Consider the following 24,627-nt stretch of genomic DNA (forward strand, 5'->3'; position numbering starts at 1 on the left):
CCTTCGAGACCGGCGCAGCCCGGGCCGGAGACCGCAGGGAGGAGCCAGTACCAGCCGCCCAGGGGGTACCTAGTCAAACCGTACACGCGGATCCACCCACACATAGCAAAGATCGCTGACCAGCTTGGTCACCAGGCCGATCAGCGTGAACAGGTACAGCGTTCCCAGCACCACGGGGTAGTCGCGCCGGATCACGCTGTCATAGCTGAGCAGGCCCAGCCCGTCCAGCGAGAACAGTGTCTCGATCAGAAGCGCCCCCGTGAAGAAGGCGCCGATGAAGGCCGCCGGAAAACCCGTGACGATGGGGATGAGCGCATTGCGCAGCACATGGCGATAGAGCACCTGCCGCTCGGACAGGCCCTTGGCGCGCGCCGTCAGCACGTACTGCTTGCGGATTTCCTCCAGGAAGGCATTCTTGGTCAGCATGGCCGTGATCGCGAAGCTGCCGGCCACCATGGCCGTCACCGGCAGCGCGACGTGCCACAGATAGTCCACGATGCGCGCGCCCCAGGACAGCTCATCCCAGTTGGCGGAGGTCAACCCGCGCAGGGGAAACCACTGCAACTGGCCGCCGAAGATCACCAGCAGCGCCACGCCCAGCACGAAGCCGGGAATCGCATAGCCGATCAGGATGAGCAGCGTGGTCACGAAATCGAAGCGCGAGCCCGCCCGCACCGCCTTGGCGATGCCCAGCGGCACGGCCACGAGGTAGCTGATGAAAAAGGTCCACAGGCCCAGGCTCGCCGAGACGGGCAGCTTCTCCTTGATGAGCTGCCAGACATCCTTGTTCTGGAAGAAGCTGCGCCCCAGGTCGAAGCGCGCGAACTGGCCCAGCATTTGCCAGAAGCGCTCATGGGCCGGCTTGTCGAATCCGTACAGCGCCTTGATCTGCTCGATGCGCTGGGGATCCACGCCCTGCGCTCCCCGGTAGGCCATGCCCCCGCCCTCGGCACCGACGCCGGCCTTGGCCTCGGCCAGGTACTGCTCCACGGGGCCGCCCGGCACGAACTGCACGACCACGAAGGTCAGCAGCAGCACGCCCAGCAGGGTCGGCACCATCAGCAGCAAGCGTTTGAGTATGTAGGCCCACATAGAGTCATGCATTATCGCCATGGCGCGAACCCCGCCCGCAGCGGGGGCCGCACCATCGTGCAACGGTTCGCAACGGCAGTGGCGCCACGTTGGTCATGGCGGCGGCGCGGTCAGCGCGGGCATGCGGGCCCACCAGGTCTCCATGGCCCAGTTCTCGCCCTTCGCATAGGGCGGCACCACGGCCGGCCGGACCAGGCGCCAGGAGTCGTAGACCATGCGATGCGTGCCTGCGCTCCATTGCGGGATCAGGTAGTAGCCGTGCGCAATCGCACGGTCCAGCGCGTGGCACGCGGGCAACAGCTGTGCCTCGGTCTTGGCTTCGGTCATGCGCCGGATCAGTGCATCGACGGCCGGGCTCTTCACTCCCGGGAAGTTGCCGGAGCCCTCCATGTCGGCCGCCTTGCTGCCGAACAGGTCCGCGAATTCCTGTCCCGGATTGTTCGTGCCCTGGTAGGCGATGGAGATGATGTCGTAGTCGAACTTCTCCACCCGCTGCTGGTACAGCGCGAAATCCACCGGGCGAAAGCGCAGCCGGATTCCCAGCTTCTCAAGGTTGCGGATCCAGGGCGAGACCTGGCGTATGCCCGATTCGCTGCTGTCCAGGTACTCCAGCTCCATGGCTTCGCCGCGTGCATTGCGCAGCACGCCGTCCCGCACGGTCCAGCCGGCATCGGCCAGCAACTGCCTGGCCTGGCGCAGATTGCCGCGCAGCGAGCTGTCGCCATCGGTGCGCGGCGGCTGTGCCATCGGCCCGAAGGCCGCTGGAGGAAGGCTGTTGCGAAGGGGCTCCATCAGCGCCAGCTCCTCGGGCGAGGGCTCGCCATGGGTCTCGCATTCCGTGTTGCCGAACAGCCCTTGCACCCGCTGGTAGGAGCCGTAGAACATCTGGCGGTTCATCCACTCGTAGTCCAGCGCCAGACCCAGGGCGCGGCGCACGCGCGCATCCTTGAGCAAGGGCCGGCGGGTATTGAGCACATAGCTCTGGAAGCCGGACGGCAGCTTGTTGCCGAACTCGCCCTTGACCAGTTCCCCGCGGTCGAAACGCTTGCCATACAGGCGCCGCGCCCAGTCGCCGGCGCTGTAAAAGCGCATCAGGTCGAACTCCCCGGCCTTGAGCGCCTCCAGCCTGGCGGTGTTGTCGCGGTAGATCCTGACGGAGATGCGGTCGAAGTTGGCCGTGCCCACGCGCACCGGCAGGTCACGCGCCCAGTAGTCGGGGTCGCGCACATAGGTGATGTCCTTGCCGAAACGCACAGGACCGATCCTGTAGGGACCGCTGCCTATGGGCGTGTCCGTGATCACCTGGTCGAAGGGCTTGGCCTTGCCGCCCTCCACCCCCCAGTCGCGGCTGAAGATGGGGATGGCGCCCACCGTCAGCGGCAGCTCCCTGTTGGGCTGCCTGAAGCGAAATCGCACCGTGCGCTCGTCCAGCACATCGGCACCGGCCACATCGATGAACAGTGTCCTGTAGCCCGGCAGCGCATGCGGGCCGACCAGGGTGTCATAGCTGTGCTTGACGTCGGCGGCCAGCACCGGCTTGCCATTGTGAAAGCGCGCCTCGGACCGCAGCCTGAAGATCACCGACAGGCCGTCCGGCGCGGCTTGCACGTCCTCGGCCAGCAGCCCGTAGCCCGTGGCGGACTCGTCCAGCGATGGCGACAGCAGCGTATCGAACACCAGCTCCGTCAGGTAGGCCGGCGCCGATCCCTTGATCGTGAACGGGTTGTACTTGTCGAAGGTGGAGATGCGCAGATTGCTCACCAGCCGCAGCTCGCCGCCCTTGGGCGCCTTGACGTTGACGTAGTCGAAATGGCTGAAGCCCTCGGCATAGCGGGGCTCGCCCCACAGGGCATAGGCATGCGAGCCCCAGGCCGGCAGACAGGCCGAGGCCAGCAGCAGCGAAGAAATCATCCAATGGCGCATGCGACAATTCTGCACCACGCAGCCAGCCGCCCGCTGGCAAACGCTGACGCGGGCAGCGGCCATCGGCGCCGTGCGCCACGCACTTCCACTCACTTCATCTGGAGAACAACAATGGGCTTTCTCGCCGGTAAGAAACTGCTGATCACGGGCGTCCTGTCCAACCGCTCCATCGCCTATGGCATCGCCAAGGCCTGCCACGCACAGGGCGCGGAGCTGGCTTTCAGCTACGTGGGCGAGCGCTTCAAGGACCGCATCACCGAATTCGCCGCCGAATTCGACTCCAAGCTGACCTTCGATTGCGACGTGGCCGACGATGCGCAGATCGAGAAACTGTTCGCCGACCTGGGCTCGGCCTGGGGCCGGTTCGACGGCTTCGTGCACAGTATCGGCTTCGCGCCGCGCGAGGCCATCGCCGGCAATTTCCTTGAAGGCCTCTCGCGCGAAGGCTTCAAGATCGCGCACGATATCAGCGCCTACAGCTTCCCGGCCATGGCCAAGGCGGCCCTGCCCTACCTCAACGACAAGTCCTCGCTGCTGACCCTGTCCTACCTGGGCGCGCTGCGCTCCATCCCGAACTACAACACCATGGGCCTGGCCAAGGCATCGCTGGAGGCCTCGGTGCGCTATCTGGCCGAAGCCGTGGGCCGCACGGCCGACGGCCGCGCCATCCGCGCCAACGGCATCTCCGCCGGCCCGATCAAGACGCTGGCCGCCTCCGGCATCAAGGACTTCGGCAAGCTGCTGGGCCGCGTGGCCGATGCCGCTCCACTGCGCCGCAACGTGACCATCGAGGACGTGGGCAATGTGGCGGCCTTCCTGTTGTCCGACCTGGCCTCGGGCGTCACCGCCGAGATCACCTACGTGGACGGCGGCTTCAGCCAGACCGCCGGTCTGTCGGCAGACCAGGTCTGAGCCCGGCGGGCGCCGCGCCCGCCCCGCACTCCCAGCCCCGCAGGCACTGGCGCCTGCGGGGCTTTTTTTCCTCTCCGCCACGCTGAAAACCCATGAGAAAAAAAGCGGGCATCAGTAAAATTAATGAGAATGATTCTCATGAATAATACAATTCTCATATCCAGATCAAAGAACCTCGGAATGCATCTCGGAGCCAGCAGACGTGCAAGCAACTTCTGACCTCGCCGCGCCAGTACAGGCCCACCTGCCTCACTGATTTCCCACCGCAGACCTTGAAAGCAACCCAATGAGCAACTACACCCTGCCCGCACTGAGCTACGCCTACGACGCACTGGAGCCCCACATCGATGCGCAGACGATGGAGATCCACCACACCAGGCATCACCAGGCCTATGTGAACAACCTCAATGCGGCGCTCAAGGACACACCGCATGGCAATCAGCCCGTCGAGCAGCTGATTGCCGACCTGTCCCTGCTGCCCGAGGGCATCCGCGGTGCCGTGCGCAACAACGGCGGAGGCCACGCCAACCACAGCCTGTTCTGGACCGTGATGGCACCCGCGGACCAGGGCGGCGGCGGTGCGCCTTCCGGAGAGCTGGCGCAGGCCATCGACAAGGAGCTGGGCGGTCTTGACGCCTTCAAGACCGCTTTCACCCAGGCCGCTCTCACGCGCTTCGGCAGCGGCTGGGCCTGGCTGGTCGTCGGCAAGGACGGCAAGCTGGCCGTGGAGAGCAGCGGCAACCAGGACAGCCCGCTGATGATCGGCATCGGCTCGGGCGCCACGCCCATCCTGGGCCTGGACGTGTGGGAGCACGCCTACTACCTCAAGTACCAGAATCGCCGCCCCGAATACATCGCGGCGTTCTACAACGTCATCCACTGGGCCGAAGTGGCCCGCCGCCACGCCGCCGCACGCGGCTGAGCGGTCACCCGCCCTCCAACCTTCCCTCCCCGACCAGCATGGATCTGCCACGACGCTTCCGCTCCAAGACCAGCGCACGGACCAATATCCGCCTGTGGATAGGTCTGGCCATCATGATGGCCGGCGCCTGGGCGCTCACCAGCCAGTTCTGGGCCTATGCCCAGAACCATCCGGTGGTCTTCCAGGCCCTGGCCGGGGGCTCGGCCGCCGCGCTGGCGACCGCACTGGGCACCGTGCCCGTGATGCTGTCGCAGCGCCTGTCCGAGCGCACGCAGGACAGCCTGTTCGGCTTCGGCGCTGGCGTGATGCTGGCGGCCTGCGCCTTCTCGTTGATCCTGCCGGGACTGGAGGCCGTGCGCACGCAGCAGTTGTTCGGCGGGGGGGGCTGGGCGGCGGGCGGCGTCATAGGCTCGGCCATCCTGCTGGGCGGCGCCGCGCTCATGCTCATGGACCGACTGCTGCCCCATGAGCATTTCATCAAGGGCCGCGAGGGGCTGGATCCGCAGGGCGCACGCAAGCTGCAGCGCACCTGGCTGTTCGTCTTCGCCATCACCCTGCACAACCTGCCCGAAGGCCTGGCCATCGGCGTGGGCTATGCGGGCAACGACGGGCTGCGCGCCAATGCGCTGGCCACGGGCATCGCCATCCAGGACGTGCCCGAAGGCCTGGTCGTGGCAGTGGCCCTGCTGGCCGCAGGCTACAAGCGCAGCTTTGCCGTGGCGCTGGGCATGGCCTCGGGCCTGGTCGAGCCCGTCGGGGCCGTGCTGGGCGCGGCCATCGTCAGTGGCTCGGCCGCACTGCTGCCCTGGGGACTGGGCTTCGCAGCGGGCGCCATGCTGTTCGTGATCAGCCACGAGATCATTCCCGAATCCCACCGCAAGGGCCACGAGGCCTTCGCCACGGGCGGGCTGATGATAGGTTTCGTGCTGATGATGCTGCTGGACACCGCCCTGGGATAGAACCGCTCAGGGCAGCAGTTGCCCCAGCTCACGCGCGGCGGCCAGCACATGGCGTGCATGGCGCTCCTCATAGCGGTGGGCCGGCATGGTCAGTGTCAGCGCCGCCGCCAGCTCCCCATCACGCTTGAACACCGGTGCCGAGATCCCGGCTATCTCGCGGTGCCGGTCTCCCACCATGGCGCAGTAGCCATCGGCACGCACGCGCGCCAGCTGCGTGCGGCTGCCACCGCGCGACGCGGCGTACAACTCGGGATCAAAGGCCGACAGCACGCGCCCCCCCGCGCCCTGCCCCAGCGGCAGCAGGTCGCCGGAGCGGGCATGGTCGCGCACGGGATGGGGCGAATCCACGCGGTACAGGCACAAGCGGTCCTGACCCTGGCGCACATGGTAGGCCGCGCTCTCACCCGTGGCCTGCACCAGCGCGCGCAACACGGGCATGACCACGCTGTCCAGCGAGAAATTCCGCGCATAGACCGCATGCAGCCGCGCCACGGCCGGGCCCACCGCATAGCGGCCATCGTCCAGGCGCAGCACCCACCCTCCGTGCTCCAGCGAAGCCAGCAGCCGCAGCACGGTGCTCTTGTAGAGCCGCGCGCGCTCGGACAGCTGCGCCAGCGTGAGACCGCCGTCGCCATCGCGAAACGCCGCCAGCAGGCTCAGGGCCCGGTCCACGGCCGCCACGCCTCCCGGCGCGGCATTTTCGTCGGCCACCGATTCGGTCACGGATTTGCGAGGCATGAAAGAACGCTCCCGAGCAAACAAGGGAAAACCCCAGACACACGGGCTTGACGATCCAGCCCGCAGCCCGGAATATTTCAATAGAAAGAATATAGTTCTATCTATTAGAACAACCACATCAAATCCTGTCAACCCGGAAAATCCTGGCGGCAGGCACAACCTGGCGGATGCAGCAACCCATGTCCTCTCACCGTTTTGACGTACTCATCAGCGAAGTCGGCCCGCGCGACGGCCTGCAGTCCGTGGCCGCCACCATGTCCACGGCGCACAAGTGCGCATGGATCGACGCGCTGGCCGACGCCGGCCTGCAGGAGATCGAGGTCGGCTCCTTCGTCTCGCCCAAGCTGCTGCCGCAGATGGCGGATGCCGCCGACGTGGTGGCCCACGCCGTGCGACGCCCGGGCCTGACCGTGATGGCCCTGGTCCCCAACCTGCGCGGAGCCGAGGCCGCGCTGCGCGCCGGCGTCCACAAGATCACGCTGCCGGTCTCGGCCAGTCCCGCGCACTCCATGGCCAATGTGCGCAAGACCCCCATGCAGATGGTCGAGGAGGTGCGCGCCATCGCCGCGCTGCGTGACGCGATCGCGCCGCAGGCGCTGATCGAGGCAGGCATCTCCACGGCCTTCGGCTGCACGCTGCAAGGCCTGGTCCCCGAGGACGACGTGATCGCACTGGCCGCGGCCTGCGTGGCCGCCGGCGCCAATGAATCGGGCCTGTCCGACACCACGGGCATGGCCAACCCGGCCCAGGTACGGCGCCTGTTCACGCGGCTGCGCGCGGAGCTGGGTGAGCACGCGGGCGCGGCCCACATGCACAATACGCGCGGGCTGGGCCTGGCCAACTGCCTGGCGGCCCACGAGGCCGGCGTGCGCACCTTCGATGCCTCGTTGGCAGGCCTGGGCGGCTGCCCCTACGCGCCCGGCGCCTCGGGCAACGTGGTCACCGAGGACCTCGTCTTCATGTTCGAGGCCATGGGCATCCGTACGGGCGTGGACATCGAGCGCCTGATCGCCGCCCGCCAGCCGCTGACCGAAGGCCTGCCCGGTGAGGATCTGCACGGCATGACGCCGCTGGCCGGCCTGCCCAAGGGCTTCGTTGCGCATGCCTATGCCCGCAACTGATTCCACCATCGAACGTTTTTCCATGAGCCACGACACCACCTCCGCCACACCCTCTCCCCATGCCGCACCGCTGCCCTACGCGGGCATCCGCGTGGTCGAGTTCACCCACATGGTCATGGGCCCGTCCTGCGGCATGATGCTGGCCGACCTCGGGGCCGAGGTCATCAAGGTCGAGCCCGTGGGGCACGGCCGCGACGGCGATGCCACGCGCAAGCTGCTGGGCTCGGGCTCGGGCTTCTTTCCCCTGTTCAACCGCAACAAGAAGAGCCTGACGCTGGACCTGCAGACCGAGGAAGGCAAGGAGGCCGCGCTGCGCCTGATCGCCACGGCCGACGTGGTCTGCGAGAACTTCAAGCCCGGCACCATGCACAAGCTGGGCCTGGACTACGACAGCCTCAAGGAACGCTTTCCCCGCCTGATCTACGTAAGCCACAAGGGCTTCCTGCCCGGCCCCTACGAGCACCGCACGGCGCTGGACGAGGTGGTGCAGATGATGGGCGGCCTGGCCTACATGACGGGCCGCCCCGGCGACCCGCTGCGCGCAGGCGCCAGCGTCAACGACATCATGGGCGGCATGTTCGGCGCCATGGGTGCCATGGCGGCCCTGGCCCAGCGCGAGAAGACCGGCCTGGGCCAGGAGGTGCAAAGCGCGCTGTTCGAGAACAACATCTTCCTGGTGGCCCAGCACATGATGCAGTTCGCCGTGACGGGCAAGCCCGCCGCGCCCATGCCCGCGCGCATCTCGGCCTGGGCCATCTACGACGTGTTCGAGGTGCGGGACGGCGAGCAGATCTTCCTGGCCGTGGTCAGCGACGGCGCCTGGCGCGTGTTCTGCGACGCCTTCGGCCTGGGCGAGCTGCGCGACGACCCGCGCCTGGGAAGCAACAATGACCGCGTGCTGGCGCGCAGCTGGCTGATGCCGCTGCTGCGGGACAGAATGGCGCCGCACAGTGCGACCCACATCGCCGAAGTGTTCGAGAAGAATGGCCTGCCCTTCGCGCCCATCGCACGCCCGCAGGACCTGCTCGAAGACCCGCACCTGAACGCCACCGGCGCGCTGGCGCCCATCACCCTGCCCGATGGCCGCGAGACCAAGACCGTGCTGCTGCCCTTCACGCTGGATGGCAGGCGCATGGACGTCCGCCTGTCGCCGCCGCGCCTGGGAGAGCACAGCCTGGAGATCCTCTCGGCACTGGGCTACAGCGCCGAGCAGGCCCGGGCCCTGGCCCAGGGCGAATCCACCGCCAGCCATGCCACGGCATCGCATTGACACGGCACTGAGTCGCTGAAGAGGCGCCGGGAGGCGCCCTCTCCCCACCGCCCCTCACTTTCCTTTTCCGGACGACGCCCACGGCGCGCCCGGCGGGGGAGCCTTTTCCCAAAATTCCTGGAGACAACACCATGCAAAGTCACCCATCCCACCCGCCTGCCACGTCCCGCCGCCTGTTCCTGCTGTACGCCGCCGCCCTGTGGCTGCCGATGGCGGCGCAGGCGCAGCCCGACCACTGGCCCGCACGCGCCGTGCGCATGGTCGTGCCCTACACGCCGGGCGGAGGCACCGACGCCGTCGCGCGCCAGATCAGTGAGCGCGTGGGCACGCTGAACCAGTGGACCGTGGTGGTGGACAACAAGCCCGGCGCGGGCGGCAACATCGGCCTGGATGCCGTGGCCAAGTCCGCCCCCGATGGATACACCTTCGGCATGGGACAGACCGCCAACCTGGCCATCAATCCCGCCCTGCTGCCCAGCATGCCGTTCAACCCTCGCACGGACCTGATCCCGGTGGCCCTGGTCGCCGCCCAGCCCACGGTGCTGGTCGTTCCGCAGGACTCACCCTGGAGATCGGTACAGGACCTGGTCAAGGCCGCCAAGGCCGACCCGGGCGGCATCCGCCAGGGCCTGGCATCGACGGGCACGGTGGGCCACCTGGCGGGCGAGATGCTGGCCTTCAAGGCCGGCATACAGGTGCTCAACGTTCCCTACAAGGGAGCGGCCCCAGCCATCACCGATCTGCTGGGCCGGCAGACGCACTACATGTTCGGCACACCCCAGGCCGTGCTGCCGCTGCTCAAGGGCGGCAAGCTGCGCGCGCTGGCCGTGACTTCGGCCAGGCGCCTGCCCATCCTGCCCGACGTGCCCACCGTGGCCGAATCGGGCCATGCGGGCTTCGAGGCCGTGGACTGGAAGCTCATCGTCGCGCCCAAGGGCACGCCGGCGGCCATCGTGCAGAAGATGAACACCGCCGTGAACGCGGCGCTGCAACAGCCTGCGGTACAGCAGCAATTGCAGGCCGAAGGCAGCACGGCCCTGGGCGGCAGCATCCAGGACGCAGCCGCCTACCTGCAAAAGGAACAGGCCGGCTGGGCCGCGCTGATCCGCGATGCCAGGATCCGGCTGGAGTGAACGTCAGCAGCAAAAAAGGCGCGGCGCCCGCAAGGAGCACCGCGCCTTTTTCATCGCCGTTTCATGAATCGGGCAGATCAGACGTTGCGGCCGAACGGGCCATCGTCCCCCACCTGCACCATCTTGCGGCCACGGGCAGGCTTGGCGGCCGTACCCACCTCTGGCGCAGACCCGGCCTTGCGGGCCGGCGCGGGACGCCTGGCCGCGGCCTTCACTGCCGGCTTTGTCGCCTTCTTCGCGGCAGGCTTGGCCACGGACGCCTTGGCTGCCGGCTGTGCGGCGCCCGACTTGCCGCCGGCTGCGCTCTTGCGGGCCGGTGCCTCCTGCCGCACGCAGTCCGCGTAGTAGCGCACGTTGCCGCTGGCGTCTTCCAGCTCCACCAGGCCGTGGATGTCGGTCTCGAAACCCGGGCATTCCTTGGCAAACTCGCGCGCGAACAGCAGGTAGTCCACGATCTTGCGGTTGAACACTTCGCCAGGAATCAGCAGCGGGATGCCGGGCGGGTACGGCGTGACCAGGCCCACGGTGATGCGGCCTTCGAGGTGATCGATCTCCACGCGCTCGGTCTTGCGCTGGGCGATGTGGGCGTAGGCGTCGCTGGGCTTCATGGCGGGCTTGAGGTCCGAGAGGTACATCTCGGTCGTCAGGCGGGCGATGTCGTACTTGGCGTACAGCTCGTGCACGTGCTGGCACAGGTCGCGCAGGCCCATGCGCTCGTAGCGGCGGTGCTGCTGGCAGAACTCGGGCAGGATGCGCGCCAGCGGCTGGTTGCGGTCGTAGTCGTCCTTGAACTGCTGCAGCGCCGTCAGCATGGTGTTCCAGCGGCCCTTGGTGATGCCGATGGTGAACATGATGAAGAACGAATACAGGCCGGTCTTCTCGACCACCACGCCGTGCTCGGCCAGGTACTTGGTGACGATGGAGGCGGGTATGCCGGTATCGGAAAAATCACCGTCCAGATCCAGGCCCGGCGTCACGATGGTGGACTTGATCGGGTCCAGCATGTTGAAGCCGTCGGCCAGCTCGCCGAAGCCGTGCCAGTTGTCGAACTCCTTGCCGTTCTTGGCCTTGGAGCGCTTGGGCGCAGCATCATGGCCGCGGATGATCCAGTCCCGGGCCGAGCCCACGCCTTCCTCGGCGAGCTTTTCGGGGCCCCAGACCTCGAACCACCAGTCGTCGTCGCCGAACTCGTCTTCCACCTTGCGCATGGCGCGGCGGAAATCCAGCGCTTCGAGGATGGACTCCTCCACCAGGGCCGTGCCTCCGGGCGGCTCCATCATCGCGGCGGCCACGTCGCAGCTGGCGATGATGCTGTACTGCGGGCTGGTCGAGGTGTGCATCAGGTACGCCTCGTTGAACAGGTGGTGGTCCAGCTTCTGGGTCTGGCTGTCCTGCACCAGCACATGCGAGGCCTGGCTGATGCCGGCCAGCAGCTTGTGGATGGACTGCGTGGCATAGACCACGGACTCCTTGGGGCGCGCGCGCTTCTTGCCCATGGCGTGGTAGCTGCCATAGAACGGGTGGAAGGCGGCATGCGGCAGCCAGGCTTCGTCGAAATGCAGGTTGGCCACATAGCCATCCAGCATGCCCTTGATGGTCTCGGTGTTGTAGAGCACGCCGTCGTAGGTGGACTGCGTCAGCGTCAGGACGCGCGGCTTGACGGTCTTGGCGTCCACGCCCTCGAGCAGCGGGTTGGCCGCGATCTTGGCCTGGATGGACTCGATCGAGAATTCGCTCTGCGGAATGGGGCCGATGATGCCGAAGTGGTTGCGCGTGGGCTTGAGGAACACCGGAATCGCACCCGTCATGATGATGGAGTGCAGGATGGACTTGTGGCAGTTGCGGTCCACCACCACCACATCGCCGGGCGCCACGGCATGGTGCCAGACGATCTTGTTCGAGGTGGAGGTGCCGTTGGTCACGAAGTAGCAGTGGTCGGCGTTGAAGATGCGCGCGGCATTGCGCTCGCTCTCGCCGATGGCGCCGTTGTGGTCCAGCAATTGGCCGAGTTCCTCCACCGCGTTGCACACGTCGGCGCGCAGCATGTTCTCGCCATAGAACTGGTGGTACATCTGGCCCACGGGACTCTTGAGGAACGCCACGCCGCCCGAGTGGCCGGGGCAGTGCCAGCTGTAGGAGCCGTCTTCCGCATAGTCCAGCAGCGCCTTGAAGAACGGAGGCTGCACGCCTTCCAGGTAGCTCTTGGCCTCGCGGATGATGTGCTTGGCCACGAACTCCGGCGTGTCCTCGAACATGTGTATGAAGCCGTGCAGTTCGCGCAGGATATCGTTGGGCAGGTGGCGGCTGGTCTTGGTCTCGCCGTAGATGTAGATCGGCACATCGGCGTTCTTGCGACGCACCTCGCCGATGAAGCTGCGCAGGCTGTGGACCACGGGATCGGTTTCGCCCTCGACCAGCGAGAACTCCTCGTCATCGATCGACAGGATGAAGGCGCTGGCCCGGCTTTGCTGCTGCGCGAACTGCGACAGGTCGCCGTAGCTGGTCACGCCCAGCACCTCGAAACCTTCTTCCTGGATGGCCTGGGCCAGGGCGCGGATGCCCAGGCCCGAGGTGTTCTCGGAACGGTAGTCCTCGTCGATGATGACGATGGGAAAGCGAAACTTCATGGGGCAGCCTCCGTAACCTGAGCGGGCCTAAAAAACGAAACAGGCGCGAAGTGTAAGGAATATCCTTATTGCGCCTTTGAAGCGTGCGGCTTTTCACCCAGAATGTGGTGCACTAAACACAAGCAACTGTCATAGATAGGGAGTCTGGGCATGGAATATTCCACCATCTGGTGGCTCGTCGCCGGTGCATTGGTGATCGCCGAACTGCTGACCGGCAGCTTCTACCTGCTGATGCTGGCGCTGGGCGCCATCGTCGGTGCGCTGTGCGCGCATGCGGGCCTGGCCCCCATCGCCCAGCTCGTCACCGCGGCCGTGCTCGGCAGCGCCTTCGTGCTGGCCTGCTACCTCGTGCGCAGGCGCCTGCCCAGCCGCCAGCCGGCATCGAGCAACCGCGACGTCAACCTCGACGTCGGCGAGTCCGTCATGGTCGAGCAGTGGAACACCGACGGCACGGCCCAGGTCCGCTACCGTGGCGCACAATGGACCGTGATCAGCCGCCCCGGCAACCTGCCCTCGGCAGGCATGCACCGCGTGGCCGAAGTCGTCGGCAACCGCCTGCTCGTGGACAAGCTCTGAGCCTGCCGCCGTCACGCGCACCGGGCGCGCTCCTCGTCCCGCCCCTTCGCTTCACCCTCTTGTTTCACTGAATGCCCTCCGGGCTTGGAGACACCATGGAAATCGCCATCGTCATTCTGGTCATCGCGGCCATCTTCATCGCACGCTCCATCAAGGTCGTGCCCCAGCAGCACGCCTGGGTCAAGGAACGCCTGGGCAAGTACGCCGGCACGCTGACGCCGGGCCTGAACTTCCTCGTGCCTTTCGTGGACCGCGTGGCCTACAAGCACAGCCTCAAGGAAATCCCGCTGGACGTGCCCAGCCAGGTCTGCATCACGCGCGACAACACCCAGCTGCAGGTGGACGGCATCCTCTACTTCCAGGTCACCGACCCCATGCGCGCCAGCTATGGCTCCTCCAACTACATCATGGCCGTCACCCAGCTGGCCCAGACCTCGCTGCGCAGCGTGATCGGCAAACTGGAGCTGGACAAGACCTTCGAGGAGCGTGACATGATCAATGCCCAGGTGGTCTCGGCCATCGACGAGGCCGCGCTCAACTGGGGCGTGAAGGTGCTGCGCTACGAGATCAAGGACCTGACGCCGCCCGCCGAGATCCTGCGCTCCATGCAGGCCCAGATCACGGCCGAGCGGGAAAAGCGCGCGCTGATCGCCGCCTCCGAAGGCCGCCGCCAGGAGCAGATCAACATCGCCACCGGCGAGCGCGAAGCCTTCATCGCGCGCTCCGAAGGTGAAAAGCAGGCCGTCATCAACAAGGCCCAGGGCGAGGCCGAATCCATCAAGGCCGTGGCCGACGCCACCGCACAGGCCATCGAGCGCGTGGCCCATGCCATCCGCCAGCCCGGTGGCGAACAGGCCGTGCAGCTGAAGGTCGCGGAAAAGGCCGTCGAGGCCTACGGCCAGGTGGCATCCGACGCCTCCACCACGCTGATCGTGCCCAGCAACATGACCGAAGTTTCCAGCCTGATCACCTCGGCCATGAAGATGATCCAGACCGGGCAGCGCAACGGCTGAAGGCGGGCACCGTGTCCGCCCCGCCCGGCCCCGGCGAGTCCATGGCCATCGTCCGCGATCCCGTCAGGCACACCGACCCTGGCTGGCAGGGGTGAATTGATTGCAATTGCGCAGATTCCCCGGAACGCGCCAAAACCAGTGCTAGAATCGAGGGCTTCGGAGAGGTGGATGAGCGGTTTAAGTCGCACGCCTGGAAAGCGTGTGTGGGCTAATCCCCACCGCGGGTTCGAATCCCGCCCTCTCCGCCATACATGGCGCCAAGCCGACCCCAAAAGCCCTGATGACGCAAGTCACAGGGCTTTTTCATCGGGCGCACTGCCGTCCGTGATCGCAACCAGGAAAGCGGCCCGGCGGACAAGGGCCCCTGCCGCTATCTCGAAGCGCTCATTCTTGCCTGCACCCACCGTGTCACGGGGCCGAGCATGGGCAGCTTCGCGAAGATCTCCTCCATGGGATCCCAGAAATCCCGGTGAGCCACCACCAGTCCATCGGCATCGAACTGCAGGTGGCTGGCGCCACAGATGCACATCGGCTCGCCCGACTGCCTGACAAAGGCCAGTTCCCAGAGCAGGAAACCGCTGTCACCCTGGGCCATTCCCTGGTTCACGGTGAAGCGCGGCTGGTCGAGCTGCTCGAACATGTGGGCAAATACCCGCCCTGTCTCGGCCCTGCCGTGCACCTCGTTGAAGGGATCCTTGAAGAAGGCCTGATCGGCATACAGGGACAGCAGTTCTGCCAGATTGTCCCGGCGCAAAGCCTCGTAGGCCCGGGCCAGCCGGGCCAGCCGCGGATCGGATATGCCACTGTCCATGGGGTTCATGCTCCAGTGATGCGGCGAACCGCGGAAAAATACCAGGCGTCGGGCAGGCAGCGCAGAAGGCGTACCCAGCGTGTGAAGCGACGCGGGAAATTCATCTCGAAGCGGCCCTGAGCCCAGCCCCGCAGCATCTGCCGGGCCGCCTCGTCGGCACCGATCAAGGCAGGCATGCTGAAGCGGTTTTGCGCCGTCAGCGGCGTGTCGACGAACCCGGGGTTGATGATGGACACGCCCAGCCCCAGGCCATGCAGGTCCAGGTAGAGGTTTTCCGCCAGGTTGTTGAGTGCCGCCTTGGTCGGGCCGTAGGCCAGAGACATGGGCAGCCCGCGATAGCCTGCCACCGAGCCGACCAGGGACAGATGGCCCCGGCCCTCGGCCAGCAGCATGGGAAGTACGGCGGCGAGCAGATGCAGCGCACCGCCATAGTTCACGTCCAGGTGGCGCTGCATCTCGGCGAGGTCGAACGCCGTGGCGCGCTGCGGCCGGTAGTGGCCTGCGCAGTACAGGACGAGGTCGGGAGCCCTGCCCTCGTGCGCCAGCACGGCACGGGCGGCCTGCGCGACGGCATCGGCATCGGTCACGTCCAGGGGCAGGGCCAGGCATCCGTCGCGCCCGCGCGCGACCTCCTGCAATGCCGCGGCATCGCGCGCAGACACGACCACCCGAGCCCCCTTCGCGTGCAACGCCTCGGCCGTGGCGCGTCCTATGCCCGACGACGCGCCCAGAATCCAGGCCGAGCGGCCACCCCAGTCGGAAAGCGGCGGATTCAGCCGGCCGGAGAACAACGGCATGGCACTCACTCCTTGACGAAGGCCAGCGTCACCTCGCCAAGGTGCACACCGAACTTGCTCATGGCCGTGCGGTTGAGCAGGGTCTTCCCATCCATCAGGAACATCCAGTCATCCATGCGGACGTTCCACACCCTCGTGTCCACGGGCAGGGCCAGCACATAGTTCCAGTGGATGGCATTGCCCGCGCTCTCGCCTCGTGCCTCTCCCACCACATCGTCCGCCCTGCCGCTGTAGCGGCCCTCGCCCAGGTGCCGGATATGCCAGACACGCTGCTGCGTGCTGCCGTCGCTGTAGACGAAATGTTCATCCAGTGTCCCTTCCTCGCCGTTCCAGCGGCCCGTCATGCGCACGGTGAAGCGCTTGACCACCTTGCCCGATCGGTCGGTGAACATGCCATGCGCCGTCAATGGCCCATTGAAGTACTGGCGCAGGTCCAGCCGCGGCTGCTCATGGGCATAGTCCCGCACCGAGGGGCCCGCGCAGCCAGCCAGGGACAAGGCCAATGCGGCCCCCAGGGATGCGCGCCGCAGCGGCGCGAACGAAGCGAAGTGGTTGAGGGGATTCATGTGTGCCTCCAGGAAGAATGCAGGCGCTCGGCGCGCCAGACCAGCGCCGCCGCCGCCAGCTTGAGCAGGCAGGGCAGCCCGCCATACGCCCATGCAAGGGCATGCAGGCCGGCCGGGTCGGTGCCGCCGCTGCGATAGCCAGCCGCGGACAGCAGCGGCAGCGCCAGGCCCGCAGCCAGGGCCAGGTTGAGTTTGGTCGCGCAGTTCCACCAGCCCAGATAGCGGCCCTCGCCCCGCCCCCCTTCGCCCGACTCCTGGATCACCCCCGTGAGCAAGGCACCCGGCAATGCCAAGTCCGCGCCCAGCATCAGTCCGCTGGCCAGGCAGATGGCGGCGAATGCCAGGCCGTCGCCGGCTCCCAGCCAGGGCGTGAGTCCGAAGGCAGGCACGCTGGCCAGCATGCCCATGCGCCAGCTGGGCGCAAGGCCAAGGCGGGAGACGACCCTCACCCACAGCGGCAGTCCCAGGACAGCCGCGCCGAAATAGCACAGCAGCAACACGGGCAGCAGCTCGGGTGTGCGCAACCGGTCGGCCACGAAGAAGGGCAACAGGGTTGCCGCCACTGCCGCCGCCACCCCGTTGAGCATGAAGACGGCCAGCAACCGCCGAAATCCGGCGTTGGCCCACACGCAAGAAGGGGTGGCGGCCGCGGGTCGCGGCAACACCACCACGGGAGCACGGAGCCTGTGCAGCCCGGCCAGGCCCAGGACAAGGCCCAGCCCAAGCGCCCCGCTCGTCGCATCCGGCCCCAGCCAGCCGGGCAGCACGCTGGCCAGCAGCACGCCGGCCAGCGTGGCGCCTTCCCGCCAGGCTGTCACACGGGCACGCCATGCAGGCGCGCCGCCCCAGCGGGTTGCCCAGGCCTGGTGGAGGATGGCCACGAAGCTGTAGGCCAGTGTGCATGCCAGCAGGCTGCCGGCAAGCCAGAGCAGCATGCTGGCGTGGCCGTCCCGCGGCGGATGCCAGAGCGCCCAGAAGCCCAGCGCCATCAGCAGACTGGCCACCGCCGCCGCCCGCCAGGCGGGCCGCACCCCCTGGCGCAGCAGCCGGTCGGCCTGGCGACCGAGAGCCGGGTCCACCAGGGCATCGAATGCGCGCGTGGCCAGCAACACGGCACCCAGCCCTGCCAATGGTGCGCCCGCCACACTGGCGTAGTGGTAGGGCAGGTTCACATACAGGGGAAGCGACGCAAAGGCCAGCGGTGCAGCCAGTCCACCATAGGCCAGCCCTGTCCGCCAGGGAAGCATGCGGGACATGGCGGGGTACGTTGACATGGCACGGTCCGGCGGCATTCAGCCCAGGCCCAGCAACGAGGTGCGCATGGCGGGTGCCGAAGTCTGCGGCGCCAGCCAGATACCGAAGAAAAGGCGCGCGTATTCGGTATCCCGTATCTGCGCGGTCTGGCGTCCGTTGTGGAAGAAGCGCACGTTGCCCATTCCGTCGTTCAGGCCCAGCAGACGGTCTTGCGGCCCCACGTCGGGAAACGCCTGCTTCATAAGGCCCAGCCACTGCCGGGCCTGCTCCTCGGTGAAACTCCCGACCCTGCGCATTTCGGCGATGGAGCGCTCGGCAATGGCCTCGCCCTGGAGCTTGCGGTCATAGACCAGTTCCAGCGCGAACGGGTGGCGCGCATAGTCCTCGGACTGGAAGCCCGCAACGGCCCACAGCCTTGCCTCGTAGACGCGCAGGCCGAAGAAGCGCAGTACGCCAGAGCCGAGCAGACGCGCGGCGGGCAAGGCGCCGCCCAGTTCCGCGGGAATGTCCGCCGTGGCGGGCTCGGCATGAAGTTCATCGGTCATGGTGATCATTGAAGTGGCGATGGCGCAGGCGACGCCCCAGGCCAGGGCCTGGCGGCGGGGTACATGGGGCTTGGCGGTGGTCATGGCACGGGCCTGCGCAGCGTGAACTGGACCACATCGGTGTTGCCGGTGTCGAATGCGGCTTCGCAATAGGCAAGATAGAAAGTCCAGATGCGCACGAAGCGTTCATCGAAGCCCTGGCCGCGCACCGACTCGATGCGGTCCTCGAAGGACTGGCGCCAGCGCCGCAGCGTCTCAGCATAGTCGGGCCCGAAGGCCATGCGGCCTTCCACCACCAGGCCGGCACGGCGTGCCTCCTGCTCGAAAGCAGCCGCGCTGGGCAGCAGCCCCCCGGGAAAGATGTACTGCTGGATGAAGTCCGTCGAGCGCAGATACCGCGCGAACAGGTCTTCACGCAGCGTGATGGTCTGTATGCATGCCAGACCGCCAGGCTTGAGGCAGTCGCGCAGCATCTCGAAGTAGCCGCGCCAGTATTCGCGGCCGACGGCTTCGAACATCTCGATGGAGACGATGGCATCGAAAGGCTCTCCCGCATGCCGTGCAGGCAGGTCACGGTAGTCCTGATAGCGCAGTTGCACGGCATCGGCCAGGCCGGCCTGCTGCATGCGCCGCTGCCCCCAGGCCAGTTGCTCGCGCGAAAGCGTGACGCCCGTGACCCGGGCGCCGAACTCGCGCGCCGCTGCTTCGGCCAGCCCACCCCAGCCGCAACCGATTTCCAGCAGGCGCTGGCCCGGCTGCAAGCACACCTGTTCGAGCGAACGCCTGAACTTGGCTTGCTGGGCTGCCTGCAGATCAGCCTGGCGCAGCGACTCTCCCGTGCGTCCCTCGAACCAGGCCGCGCTGTAGCTCATGCCGGGGTCCAGCCACAGCCGATAGAAATCGTTGCCCAGGTCGTAGTGGGCGTGGATGTTCCTGGCGCTGCCGGCCCGCGTATTGCGCTGCAGCAGGTGGCGCAGACGGTAGCCCAGCCGCCCCCACCAGCTGCCATAGACCAGGCTTTGAACATGATCACGGTTGACCATGCACAGCCGCAGCAGCGCGGCCAGGTCGGGGCTGTCCCATTCGCCGGCGATGTAGCCCTCCGCCAAGCCGATGTCGCCGGATCTCAGCGTACGCTCCAGCGCCTGCCAGCGATGCAGCACGCAATGCGCATCGACAGATCCGGAGGGTGCGCGCGGCAGGCGCAGCAGGCGGCCGTCGGGCTGTACCAGCTCCAATTGGCCCTGCGGCAGGCGTTCGAGCAGATCCAGCACGCGCCGCGCCCGCGCAGGCATGGGGCGCGGCGTGGCAGCGGAGGGGCTCGGCATGGGGGCGGCGGTAGTGTTCATCGTGTGACGAAGCGCTCGGGCTCGGAGGGTTTGCCATGGAAAGGCACGCGCTTGGCCCAGAGGCGCAGCGCCTGCCAGTGGATACGGGCGATGACACCCAGCGTCATCAGGGGAGTGCCGAAGAACGCGCGGCGCACGGCCGAGCTGTCCAGCGGGGACAGCACGCCTCCCACGCTGGTCTGCAGCAGAGGCCCCTGCTCGTCATGGAGATCCACGCGCGCCAGGGTGCGGCCCTGCCCAAGTTCGAAGCGGAAGCGGTACTCGCCCCGCACTTCGCAGAATGGCGAGACATGGAACTGCTTGCCTGCCACCTGCTCTCTGCCCCAGTCCAGATCGGAGCCCGCCAGCAGATAGGCATGGCGCTCGCCAAAGGTGTTGTTGACCTCGGCCAGCACGGCAGCCAGCGAACCATCGGCGCGGTGGGCATACCAGAAGCTCACAGGCTTGAACACATAGCCCAGCACGCGGGGGAAGGTGTGCAGCCAGACCTCGCCATCGGCATCTGCAATACCCTCGTTGCACAACAGCTGTTCGAACCAGGCCAGCGCATCGGACCCACCCTCGCCGTGGTCGCCGTCATGGAAGCTGATCCAGCCGCGCCGGTTGCGCCTGAGCACGGCGTCCGGCTGCGTGCGCAGGCTGCGCATGGGCAGCATCAGGAAGTAGCCGGGATAGCGAAAGGCATGCTCGACAGGCCGCAGGCGACGGTGCCAGACATGGCCGAATCCGATGAGGGGCCGCGACATCACGCCACCCCCTCGACGCCCGGGTTGGCGGGCAGCGCCGGCAAGGCGTGCAGCAGCCCGTCGGCCGCCTCCAGGCCGGACCGCAGTCCATCCTCATGGAAACCGTAGCCGCACCATGCGCCGCAGAACCAGGTCCGGCGCCGGCCCTGCAGGGAGCCTACCCGGCCTTGCGCTTGGATGGCCGCCAGATCGAACACCGGATGGCTGTATTCGATGCGCGCGTGGACCTTGCCTTCATCGATGGGGCGTACCGGATTGAGCGACACCATCACGGGCTGCTGCCAGGGCAGAGGCTGCAGGCGATTGAGCAGGTAGTGAAGGCAGACGCCCATCCGGTCCCGCCCGGAATCGGCGGCACGCTCATAGTTCCATGCAGCCCATGCAGCCTTGCGGCGCGGCAGCACGCCGGCATCGGTATGCAAAACCGCCTGGTTGGGCTGATAGCGGATGGCACCCAGCACGCTGCGCTCCTGCTGCGAGGCATCCCTGCCCAGCAGGCGCAAGGCCTGATCGCTGTGACAGGCCAGGACCACGGCATCGAACTGCTCCGTGCCATGCGCGGTCTGCACCAGCACCGCATGCTCCATCCGGCGCAGGCCCAGCACGGGCGTGCTCAGGCGTGCCTCGTGACGCGCATCGTGCTGCAGGCTGGCCAGCATGCGCCGCACATACTGGCGCGAGCCGCCTCGCACCGTGAACCACTGCGGCCGGTCCGTGACCTGGATCAGCCCATGGTTGTGGCAAAAGCGGATCAGCGTGGCCACGGGAAAGCGCAGCATCTGGTCGGTGGGACAGGACCAGATGCAGCCCATCATGGGGAGCAGATAGTCCTGCCGGAAGGCCGCGCCAAAGCCATGCTCATCCAGAAAGACTTCGATGGAGCCGCGCAGCCGGACATCATCCTCCTGCCTGGCGAGGCGCGTGGCCAGGCGGTTGAAGCGCAGGATCTCGGCCAGCATTCCCAGAAAACGCGGGCGCAACAGATTGCCATGCTGCGCAAACACGCTTGCCAGTGAACTGCCACCCCATTCGAGGCAGGCGCCGCCATCGGCCCGTGGAGCCTGCACCGAAAAGGACATTTCGGCCGCAGCCGTCGGCACCTGCAGTTCCTCGAACAAGCGCGTCAACAGCGGATAGGTGCGGTGGTTGAAGACCAGAAAGCCCGTGTCCACGCCCTGGCTCACGCCATCCAGCGTCAAATCGATGGTGTTGGCATGCCCGCCGAAATGGCTGCCCGCCTCCAGCAAGGTCACGCCATGACTGCCCGGCGCCGCGGCCAGCCTTCGTGCCGCGGCCAGACCCGCAATCCCCGATCCGATGACAGCAATGCGATGCATGGGAACGCCTTTCCTGAATGAAGCAGCCCATCAAAACCAGAAAGATCAAACAATGAACTGATGAGTTCAAACTATATACCAAGTAACCCAAATTTGCACCATGAGGTATCAAATATGACCTGGCACGTCTAAAATATCGCTATGACAAGTCGCTCCTCGATCAAAGAACAGATACAGCGTGTGCGCGAGCAGGCCATCGTCACAGCCGTCAACCGGCTGCTGGCCACCAAGGGCTACGACGCGATGACGGTGGACGAGGTCGCGGCCGAGGCAGGCATGGCCAAGGCCAGCCTCTACAAGCTGTTCACCTCCAAGGAAGAACTCGCGGGGGCCGCCATGGTCGGCGTGCTGGACCGCGCACTGGCCTTCGTGGACGGTTTGCGAGACGAGGCCTCCCGCGCGGCCGAGGCCGGGGCGCCCCAGGGCCCGCTGGAGCAGCTCAAGGCCGTGACGCGCTGGGCCATGCAGACACAGCTGGAGGGTGAAATGCCTTCGCTGCCCGCGCAAAACTCCAACCTGAGCGCCTCGCTGCAATCCAACGATGCCTACATGGACCGGTTGATCGCCTTGAGCAACCGGCTCAGCATCTGGATCACCGAGGCCCAGACCAGCGGGCAGCTGCAGGCCACGCTCCCTCCCGAACTGGTGCTTTACACGCTGTTCGCACGGGCCTGCGATCCGGTGGTGGCCCTGCTCAAGGAGTCGGGCCAGTACACGCATGCGCAAATCATCGACTGGGTGTCGAGCACGACCTTCGACGGGCTGGCCACAACCCGGTGAGGGCCAGCGCAGCGACCCGGCACCCCTGACACGGTGTTACAGCGCGGACCGTGTTCACCGTTAGATTGGCGCGTTCGCACAACGCACCAACGACGAGATGAAACCCAAGATCAACTTCATTGAAAGAGAGCGCCTCTTCCGGCGAGAACTGAAACGGCGCAAGGTGAGATTCCTGCCCATGCAGGTCCTGCGCCGCCTGTTCGAAAAGGCGGGCATCTGAGCCGGGTCGCGGGCGCCGGCCTGACCCGCCTTCGCTCACAAGGACATCAGGGGCGGGCCTCCTGCCCCGGTCCATCGGCAACCGGCAGGGCTGCGGGATCGGCATGCAGCGCCTCGCTGAGCTGGTCGACGACGATGGCCCAGGCCGCGTCCGCCTGCCATTGCTGGGAAAACAATGCGCGCTGCGCATCGCTCCAGAAAGGCGCCTCGACCAGCAAGGTGCCCTTGTCCAGGCGGTGGGTCTCGATGAAGCGCTGGATGGCCTCGGGACTGGAATCCAGGCCCAGCTGGTCGAAGAGGTGGGTCATGGTCGGTTCGGCAGTGATCATGGAGCGTCCTTTCTCGATGTGGATGGCAAGTCCATGCAAGGCTAGGGGCTGTCCGGGCCCCGCCGTGTCGGACACGCAGGCAAGCTGCCGTCGGAAGCCCTGCGCCAGGCACGCAGCCTCGCCCGCGCCCAACTCCGGCCTGCGCCTACAGGTCCAGCCGCCTCGACCGGGGCACGATGCTGCCATCGCATCACAGGAAGCCCATCGATGAAAAAGCTGCTGACCGCCACCGCCGTTGTCTTCGCCTTCACAGCGGGCCTGCCGCCCCTGCACGCCCAGGTCGCCAAGGCCGCCTCCGAGGCAGCCGACGCCGCAGACCACAAGGTGCAGGAAAAGCGCGCCGAAGCCAGGGCCAAGGACAGTGGCCCCGTGGGCAAGGCGGTGAACAACGTCAAGTCCGATTACCACAAGAAGCGCTCAAGGCAGTCGGCGGAAAACGCCAAGGAGTCGCTGAAGAAAGCAGCCGAGTAGATGGCGTCCGCCTGCTGCAGGCAGCCTGCGGACGTGGACTGCATGCACCCATGGCGAAGGTGCCACGCGCCGGCGTGGATGTGCCGCCGCAACGAGGCAGCCGCACGCCTGCATGCGCTTCAGCGCAGCGGGGCCCGCATGCCGGTAAGGCCAGGCATGACCTCCCGCATGGCATCGATGAAGGCGCGCAGGCGTGCGGGCGGGTGGCGCACAGGGGGATAGACCAGGTGCACGGGCAACGGGGACGCCTGCCAGCCGGGTGCCAGTTGTACGAGGCGACCTGCAGCCAGATCCTCGCGCACGATCCAGGCCGAGACCAGTGCCGCGCCCAGCCCGCCCAATGCGGCATTGCGCAACGCGTACAGGCTGTCCGTGCTCATCCGGGGGTCGAACTGCAACCGCCAGGACTCTGACGGCTGCCGCGCAGCGTCCGCGCGGTAGAGTTCCAGTTCGCGCTGGTAGAAGGTGCGCAGCGCCAGCCAAGGCAAGGCCTGTAGCTCGCGCGGATGCCGGGGAATGGCGCCCTGCCCCAGCAGTTGCGGCGCCGCCACGGCGATGCGCGGCACTTCGGCCACGCGCAGGGCGATCACCGAAGGGTCGACCACCGCACCGACCTGCACGGCGCAGTCGATGCCCTCGGCGATGAAGTCGGGCTGGCGGTCGTGCAGCAGCCATTCGACTCTGACGCCAGGGTAGCGATCCAGGAAGGCCAGCAGCGGCGCCATCAGCTGGTCCTGGCCGAAGGCATGGGGTGCCACCACGCGCAGCAGTCCGCGTGGAGTGTCCTGGGCGCCCTGCAGGTCGGTCTCCAGCGCCTGCCAGGCGCCGAGCAGCTCGCGCGCATGGGCCAGACAACGCTCGCCGTCCTCCGTGAGCGCCATGGCATGGGTGGAACGCCTGAGCAGGCGCAGCCCCAGCGCACGCTCCAGCGCCTGAAGCCGCCGGCTGACCGTGGGCTGGGTCGTCGCCATCTGCTGCGCGGCCGCCGAAAGACTGCCGCTTTCCACGATGCGCACAAAGGTCTGCAGCAGTTCGATGCGGTCTGTGCCCGAAGGCAGGGAAAAGTCTGCATTGCTCATACGCCAAGCGTATATCGATTCTGTGGGCACAGCCACTACCGTGTCTTGCTGCATCGCA

The 24,627-nt window shown here is 66.9% G+C and carries 26 protein-coding genes and 1 tRNA gene; 13 read left to right on the forward strand and 14 right to left on the reverse strand.

The genetic code is table 11. The annotated features are described in order from the left end of the window. Positions 1 to 69: 69 nt before the first annotated feature. Positions 70 to 1,092: a microcin C ABC transporter permease YejB gene (locus L1Z78_RS17180; RefSeq protein ID WP_234637600.1), complete on the reverse strand. Its 1,023-nt coding sequence runs from the start codon at positions 1,090 to 1,092 to the stop codon at positions 70 to 72. Positions 1,093 to 1,185: 93 nt separating this feature from the next. Beyond that, positions 1,186 to 3,003, reverse strand: a complete 1,818-nt coding sequence (locus tag L1Z78_RS17185) for an extracellular solute-binding protein (RefSeq protein ID WP_234637601.1) — start codon at positions 3,001 to 3,003, stop codon at positions 1,186 to 1,188. A 123-nt stretch (positions 3,004 to 3,126) separates the two neighbouring features. Between L1Z78_RS17185 and fabI the strand changes: the two genes are divergently transcribed. From fabI to L1Z78_RS17200, 3 genes are all read left to right on the forward strand, one after another. Then, entirely contained in the window at positions 3,127 to 3,927 is an 801-nt protein-coding gene (fabI, locus tag L1Z78_RS17190) for an enoyl-ACP reductase FabI (protein ID WP_234637602.1), read from the forward strand. Between the two features lie 286 nt (positions 3,928 to 4,213). Then, the gene (locus L1Z78_RS17195; protein ID WP_234637603.1) at positions 4,214 to 4,849 is read left to right on the forward strand and encodes a superoxide dismutase; all 636 of its coding nucleotides are present in this window, start codon (positions 4,214 to 4,216) and stop codon (positions 4,847 to 4,849) included. 38 nt (positions 4,850 to 4,887) lie between these two features. Continuing rightward, the gene (locus L1Z78_RS17200) at positions 4,888 to 5,808 is read left to right on the forward strand and encodes a ZIP family metal transporter (protein ID WP_234637604.1); all 921 of its coding nucleotides are present in this window, start codon (positions 4,888 to 4,890) and stop codon (positions 5,806 to 5,808) included. Between the two features lie 6 nt (positions 5,809 to 5,814). On the opposite strand, the gene L1Z78_RS17205 is transcribed toward L1Z78_RS17200, so the two are convergent. Then, a complete protein-coding gene (locus L1Z78_RS17205) occupies positions 5,815 to 6,546 on the reverse strand; it encodes an IclR family transcriptional regulator (protein ID WP_234637605.1) in 732 nt (243 codons plus the stop codon). Here L1Z78_RS17205 and L1Z78_RS17210 point away from each other — a divergent pair. The 4 genes from L1Z78_RS17210 to L1Z78_RS17225 all read left to right on the forward strand — a co-directional run bounded on the left by L1Z78_RS17210 (position 6,545) and on the right by L1Z78_RS17225 (position 10,070). Continuing rightward, a complete protein-coding gene (locus L1Z78_RS17210) occupies positions 6,545 to 6,745 on the forward strand; it encodes a hypothetical protein (protein WP_234642306.1) in 201 nt (66 codons plus the stop codon). The genes L1Z78_RS17205 and L1Z78_RS17210 overlap by 2 nt on opposite strands. Beyond that, the gene (locus tag L1Z78_RS17215; RefSeq protein ID WP_234637606.1) at positions 6,714 to 7,667 is read left to right on the forward strand and encodes a hydroxymethylglutaryl-CoA lyase; all 954 of its coding nucleotides are present in this window, start codon (positions 6,714 to 6,716) and stop codon (positions 7,665 to 7,667) included. The genes L1Z78_RS17210 and L1Z78_RS17215 overlap by 32 nt, the downstream gene beginning before the upstream one ends. 22 nt (positions 7,668 to 7,689) lie before the next feature. Next, entirely contained in the window at positions 7,690 to 8,937 is a 1,248-nt protein-coding gene (locus L1Z78_RS17220) for a CaiB/BaiF CoA transferase family protein (RefSeq protein ID WP_234637607.1), read from the forward strand. Positions 8,938 to 9,068: 131 nt separating this feature from the next. After that, entirely contained in the window at positions 9,069 to 10,070 is a 1,002-nt protein-coding gene (locus L1Z78_RS17225) for a Bug family tripartite tricarboxylate transporter substrate binding protein (RefSeq protein ID WP_418921632.1), read from the forward strand. A gap of 77 nt (positions 10,071 to 10,147) precedes the next feature. Here L1Z78_RS17225 and L1Z78_RS17230 read toward each other — a convergent pair whose 3' ends face one another. Further along, positions 10,148 to 12,697: an arginine/lysine/ornithine decarboxylase gene (locus tag L1Z78_RS17230; protein WP_234637608.1), complete on the reverse strand. Its 2,550-nt coding sequence runs from the start codon at positions 12,695 to 12,697 to the stop codon at positions 10,148 to 10,150. A 150-nt stretch (positions 12,698 to 12,847) separates the two neighbouring features. On the opposite strand from L1Z78_RS17230, the gene L1Z78_RS17235 reads away from it, so the two are divergent. The 3 genes from L1Z78_RS17235 to L1Z78_RS17245 all read left to right on the forward strand — a co-directional run bounded on the left by L1Z78_RS17235 (position 12,848) and on the right by L1Z78_RS17245 (position 14,534). Then, positions 12,848 to 13,273 carry an NfeD family protein gene (locus L1Z78_RS17235; protein WP_234637609.1) on the forward strand — a complete coding sequence of 142 codons (426 nt, stop codon included), beginning with the start codon at positions 12,848 to 12,850 and terminating at the stop codon, positions 13,271 to 13,273. 95 nt (positions 13,274 to 13,368) lie between these two features. After that, positions 13,369 to 14,286: an SPFH domain-containing protein gene (locus tag L1Z78_RS17240; RefSeq protein ID WP_234637610.1), complete on the forward strand. Its 918-nt coding sequence runs from the start codon at positions 13,369 to 13,371 to the stop codon at positions 14,284 to 14,286. A 158-nt stretch (positions 14,287 to 14,444) separates the two neighbouring features. Continuing rightward, positions 14,445 to 14,534, forward strand: a tRNA-Ser gene (locus L1Z78_RS17245). Positions 14,535 to 14,656: 122 nt separating this feature from the next. On the opposite strand, the gene L1Z78_RS17250 is transcribed toward L1Z78_RS17245, so the two are convergent. The 8 genes from L1Z78_RS17250 to L1Z78_RS17285 are packed head-to-tail and all read right to left on the reverse strand — an operon-like array spanning position 14,657 to position 21,691. After that, positions 14,657 to 15,097, reverse strand: coding sequence for a nuclear transport factor 2 family protein (locus tag L1Z78_RS17250; protein ID WP_234637611.1), 441 nt, complete (start codon positions 15,095 to 15,097; stop codon positions 14,657 to 14,659). A 5-nt stretch (positions 15,098 to 15,102) separates the two neighbouring features. Further along, the gene (locus L1Z78_RS17255; protein WP_234637612.1) at positions 15,103 to 15,894 is read right to left on the reverse strand and encodes an SDR family NAD(P)-dependent oxidoreductase; all 792 of its coding nucleotides are present in this window, start codon (positions 15,892 to 15,894) and stop codon (positions 15,103 to 15,105) included. A 5-nt stretch (positions 15,895 to 15,899) separates the two neighbouring features. After that, positions 15,900 to 16,460: a DUF3833 domain-containing protein gene (locus L1Z78_RS17260; protein WP_234637613.1), complete on the reverse strand. Its 561-nt coding sequence runs from the start codon at positions 16,458 to 16,460 to the stop codon at positions 15,900 to 15,902. Then, positions 16,457 to 17,734 carry an MFS transporter gene (locus L1Z78_RS17265; protein ID WP_234637614.1) on the reverse strand — a complete coding sequence of 426 codons (1,278 nt, stop codon included), beginning with the start codon at positions 17,732 to 17,734 and terminating at the stop codon, positions 16,457 to 16,459. Before L1Z78_RS17265 ends, L1Z78_RS17260 begins: the two co-directional genes overlap by 4 nt. An 18-nt stretch (positions 17,735 to 17,752) precedes the next feature. After that, positions 17,753 to 18,343 carry a hypothetical protein gene (locus tag L1Z78_RS17270; protein ID WP_234637615.1) on the reverse strand — a complete coding sequence of 197 codons (591 nt, stop codon included), beginning with the start codon at positions 18,341 to 18,343 and terminating at the stop codon, positions 17,753 to 17,755. After that, entirely contained in the window at positions 18,340 to 19,608 is a 1,269-nt protein-coding gene (locus tag L1Z78_RS17275; RefSeq protein WP_234637616.1) for an SAM-dependent methyltransferase, read from the reverse strand. Before L1Z78_RS17275 ends, L1Z78_RS17270 begins: the two co-directional genes overlap by 4 nt. Next, positions 19,605 to 20,357, reverse strand: coding sequence for a DUF1365 domain-containing protein (locus L1Z78_RS17280; RefSeq protein WP_234637617.1), 753 nt, complete (start codon positions 20,355 to 20,357; stop codon positions 19,605 to 19,607). Before L1Z78_RS17280 ends, L1Z78_RS17275 begins: the two co-directional genes overlap by 4 nt. Continuing rightward, positions 20,354 to 21,691, reverse strand: a complete 1,338-nt coding sequence (locus L1Z78_RS17285; protein ID WP_234637618.1) for an NAD(P)/FAD-dependent oxidoreductase — start codon at positions 21,689 to 21,691, stop codon at positions 20,354 to 20,356. Before L1Z78_RS17285 ends, L1Z78_RS17280 begins: the two co-directional genes overlap by 4 nt. 141 nt (positions 21,692 to 21,832) lie before the next feature. On the opposite strand from L1Z78_RS17285, the gene L1Z78_RS17290 reads away from it, so the two are divergent. Both L1Z78_RS17290 and L1Z78_RS27985 read left to right on the forward strand, forming a co-directional pair. Next, entirely contained in the window at positions 21,833 to 22,471 is a 639-nt protein-coding gene (locus L1Z78_RS17290) for a TetR/AcrR family transcriptional regulator (RefSeq protein WP_234637619.1), read from the forward strand. Between the two features lie 97 nt (positions 22,472 to 22,568). Further along, a complete protein-coding gene (locus L1Z78_RS27985) occupies positions 22,569 to 22,691 on the forward strand; it encodes a hypothetical protein (protein WP_267966982.1) in 123 nt (40 codons plus the stop codon). 46 nt (positions 22,692 to 22,737) lie between these two features. Here the strand turns inward: L1Z78_RS27985 and L1Z78_RS17295 are convergent, their stop codons facing one another. Then, a complete protein-coding gene (locus L1Z78_RS17295) occupies positions 22,738 to 23,019 on the reverse strand; it encodes a DUF2789 domain-containing protein (protein WP_234637620.1) in 282 nt (93 codons plus the stop codon). 207 nt (positions 23,020 to 23,226) lie between these two features. Here L1Z78_RS17295 and L1Z78_RS17300 point away from each other — a divergent pair, with 207 nt between their 5' ends. After that, the gene (locus L1Z78_RS17300) at positions 23,227 to 23,490 is read left to right on the forward strand and encodes a hypothetical protein (protein ID WP_234637621.1); all 264 of its coding nucleotides are present in this window, start codon (positions 23,227 to 23,229) and stop codon (positions 23,488 to 23,490) included. Between the two features lie 119 nt (positions 23,491 to 23,609). On the opposite strand, the gene L1Z78_RS17305 is transcribed toward L1Z78_RS17300, so the two are convergent. Then, positions 23,610 to 24,569 carry a LysR family transcriptional regulator gene (locus L1Z78_RS17305; protein WP_234637622.1) on the reverse strand — a complete coding sequence of 320 codons (960 nt, stop codon included), beginning with the start codon at positions 24,567 to 24,569 and terminating at the stop codon, positions 23,610 to 23,612. Positions 24,570 to 24,627 lie beyond the last annotated feature (58 nt).

It is taken from the genome of Delftia tsuruhatensis (assembly GCF_903815225.1).
Classification (GTDB): Bacteria; Pseudomonadota; Gammaproteobacteria; order Burkholderiales; family Burkholderiaceae_C; genus Comamonas; species Comamonas tsuruhatensis_A.

Coding starts and splice junctions, on each gene's coding strand:
- L1Z78_RS17180 (WP_234637600.1), bottom strand. CDS start 1,092: ATGTGGGCCTACATACTCAAACGCTTGCTGCTGATGGTGCCGACCCTG.
- L1Z78_RS17185 (WP_234637601.1), bottom strand. CDS start 3,003: ATGATTTCTTCGCTGCTGCTGGCCTCGGCCTGTCTGCCGGCCTGGGGC.
- fabI (WP_234637602.1), top strand. CDS start 3,127: ATGGGCTTTCTCGCCGGTAAGAAACTGCTGATCACGGGCGTCCTGTCC.
- L1Z78_RS17195 (WP_234637603.1), top strand. CDS start 4,214: ATGAGCAACTACACCCTGCCCGCACTGAGCTACGCCTACGACGCACTG.
- L1Z78_RS17200 (WP_234637604.1), top strand. CDS start 4,888: ATGGATCTGCCACGACGCTTCCGCTCCAAGACCAGCGCACGGACCAAT.
- L1Z78_RS17210 (WP_234642306.1), top strand. CDS start 6,545: ATGAAAGAACGCTCCCGAGCAAACAAGGGAAAACCCCAGACACACGGG.
- L1Z78_RS17205 (WP_234637605.1), bottom strand. CDS start 6,546: ATGCCTCGCAAATCCGTGACCGAATCGGTGGCCGACGAAAATGCCGCG.
- L1Z78_RS17215 (WP_234637606.1), top strand. CDS start 6,714: ATGCAGCAACCCATGTCCTCTCACCGTTTTGACGTACTCATCAGCGAA.
- L1Z78_RS17220 (WP_234637607.1), top strand. CDS start 7,690: ATGAGCCACGACACCACCTCCGCCACACCCTCTCCCCATGCCGCACCG.
- L1Z78_RS17225 (WP_418921632.1), top strand. CDS start 9,069: ATGCAAAGTCACCCATCCCACCCGCCTGCCACGTCCCGCCGCCTGTTC.
- L1Z78_RS17230 (WP_234637608.1), bottom strand. CDS start 12,697: ATGAAGTTTCGCTTTCCCATCGTCATCATCGACGAGGACTACCGTTCC.
- L1Z78_RS17235 (WP_234637609.1), top strand. CDS start 12,848: ATGGAATATTCCACCATCTGGTGGCTCGTCGCCGGTGCATTGGTGATC.
- L1Z78_RS17240 (WP_234637610.1), top strand. CDS start 13,369: ATGGAAATCGCCATCGTCATTCTGGTCATCGCGGCCATCTTCATCGCA.
- L1Z78_RS17250 (WP_234637611.1), bottom strand. CDS start 15,097: ATGGACAGTGGCATATCCGATCCGCGGCTGGCCCGGCTGGCCCGGGCC.
- L1Z78_RS17255 (WP_234637612.1), bottom strand. CDS start 15,894: ATGCCGTTGTTCTCCGGCCGGCTGAATCCGCCGCTTTCCGACTGGGGT.
- L1Z78_RS17260 (WP_234637613.1), bottom strand. CDS start 16,460: ATGAATCCCCTCAACCACTTCGCTTCGTTCGCGCCGCTGCGGCGCGCA.
- L1Z78_RS17265 (WP_234637614.1), bottom strand. CDS start 17,734: ATGTCAACGTACCCCGCCATGTCCCGCATGCTTCCCTGGCGGACAGGG.
- L1Z78_RS17270 (WP_234637615.1), bottom strand. CDS start 18,343: ATGACCACCGCCAAGCCCCATGTACCCCGCCGCCAGGCCCTGGCCTGG.
- L1Z78_RS17275 (WP_234637616.1), bottom strand. CDS start 19,608: ATGAACACTACCGCCGCCCCCATGCCGAGCCCCTCCGCTGCCACGCCG.
- L1Z78_RS17285 (WP_234637618.1), bottom strand. CDS start 21,691: ATGCATCGCATTGCTGTCATCGGATCGGGGATTGCGGGTCTGGCCGCG.
- L1Z78_RS17290 (WP_234637619.1), top strand. CDS start 21,833: ATGACAAGTCGCTCCTCGATCAAAGAACAGATACAGCGTGTGCGCGAG.
- L1Z78_RS27985 (WP_267966982.1), top strand. CDS start 22,569: ATGAAACCCAAGATCAACTTCATTGAAAGAGAGCGCCTCTTCCGGCGA.
- L1Z78_RS17295 (WP_234637620.1), bottom strand. CDS start 23,019: ATGATCACTGCCGAACCGACCATGACCCACCTCTTCGACCAGCTGGGC.
- L1Z78_RS17300 (WP_234637621.1), top strand. CDS start 23,227: ATGAAAAAGCTGCTGACCGCCACCGCCGTTGTCTTCGCCTTCACAGCG.
- L1Z78_RS17305 (WP_234637622.1), bottom strand. CDS start 24,569: ATGAGCAATGCAGACTTTTCCCTGCCTTCGGGCACAGACCGCATCGAA.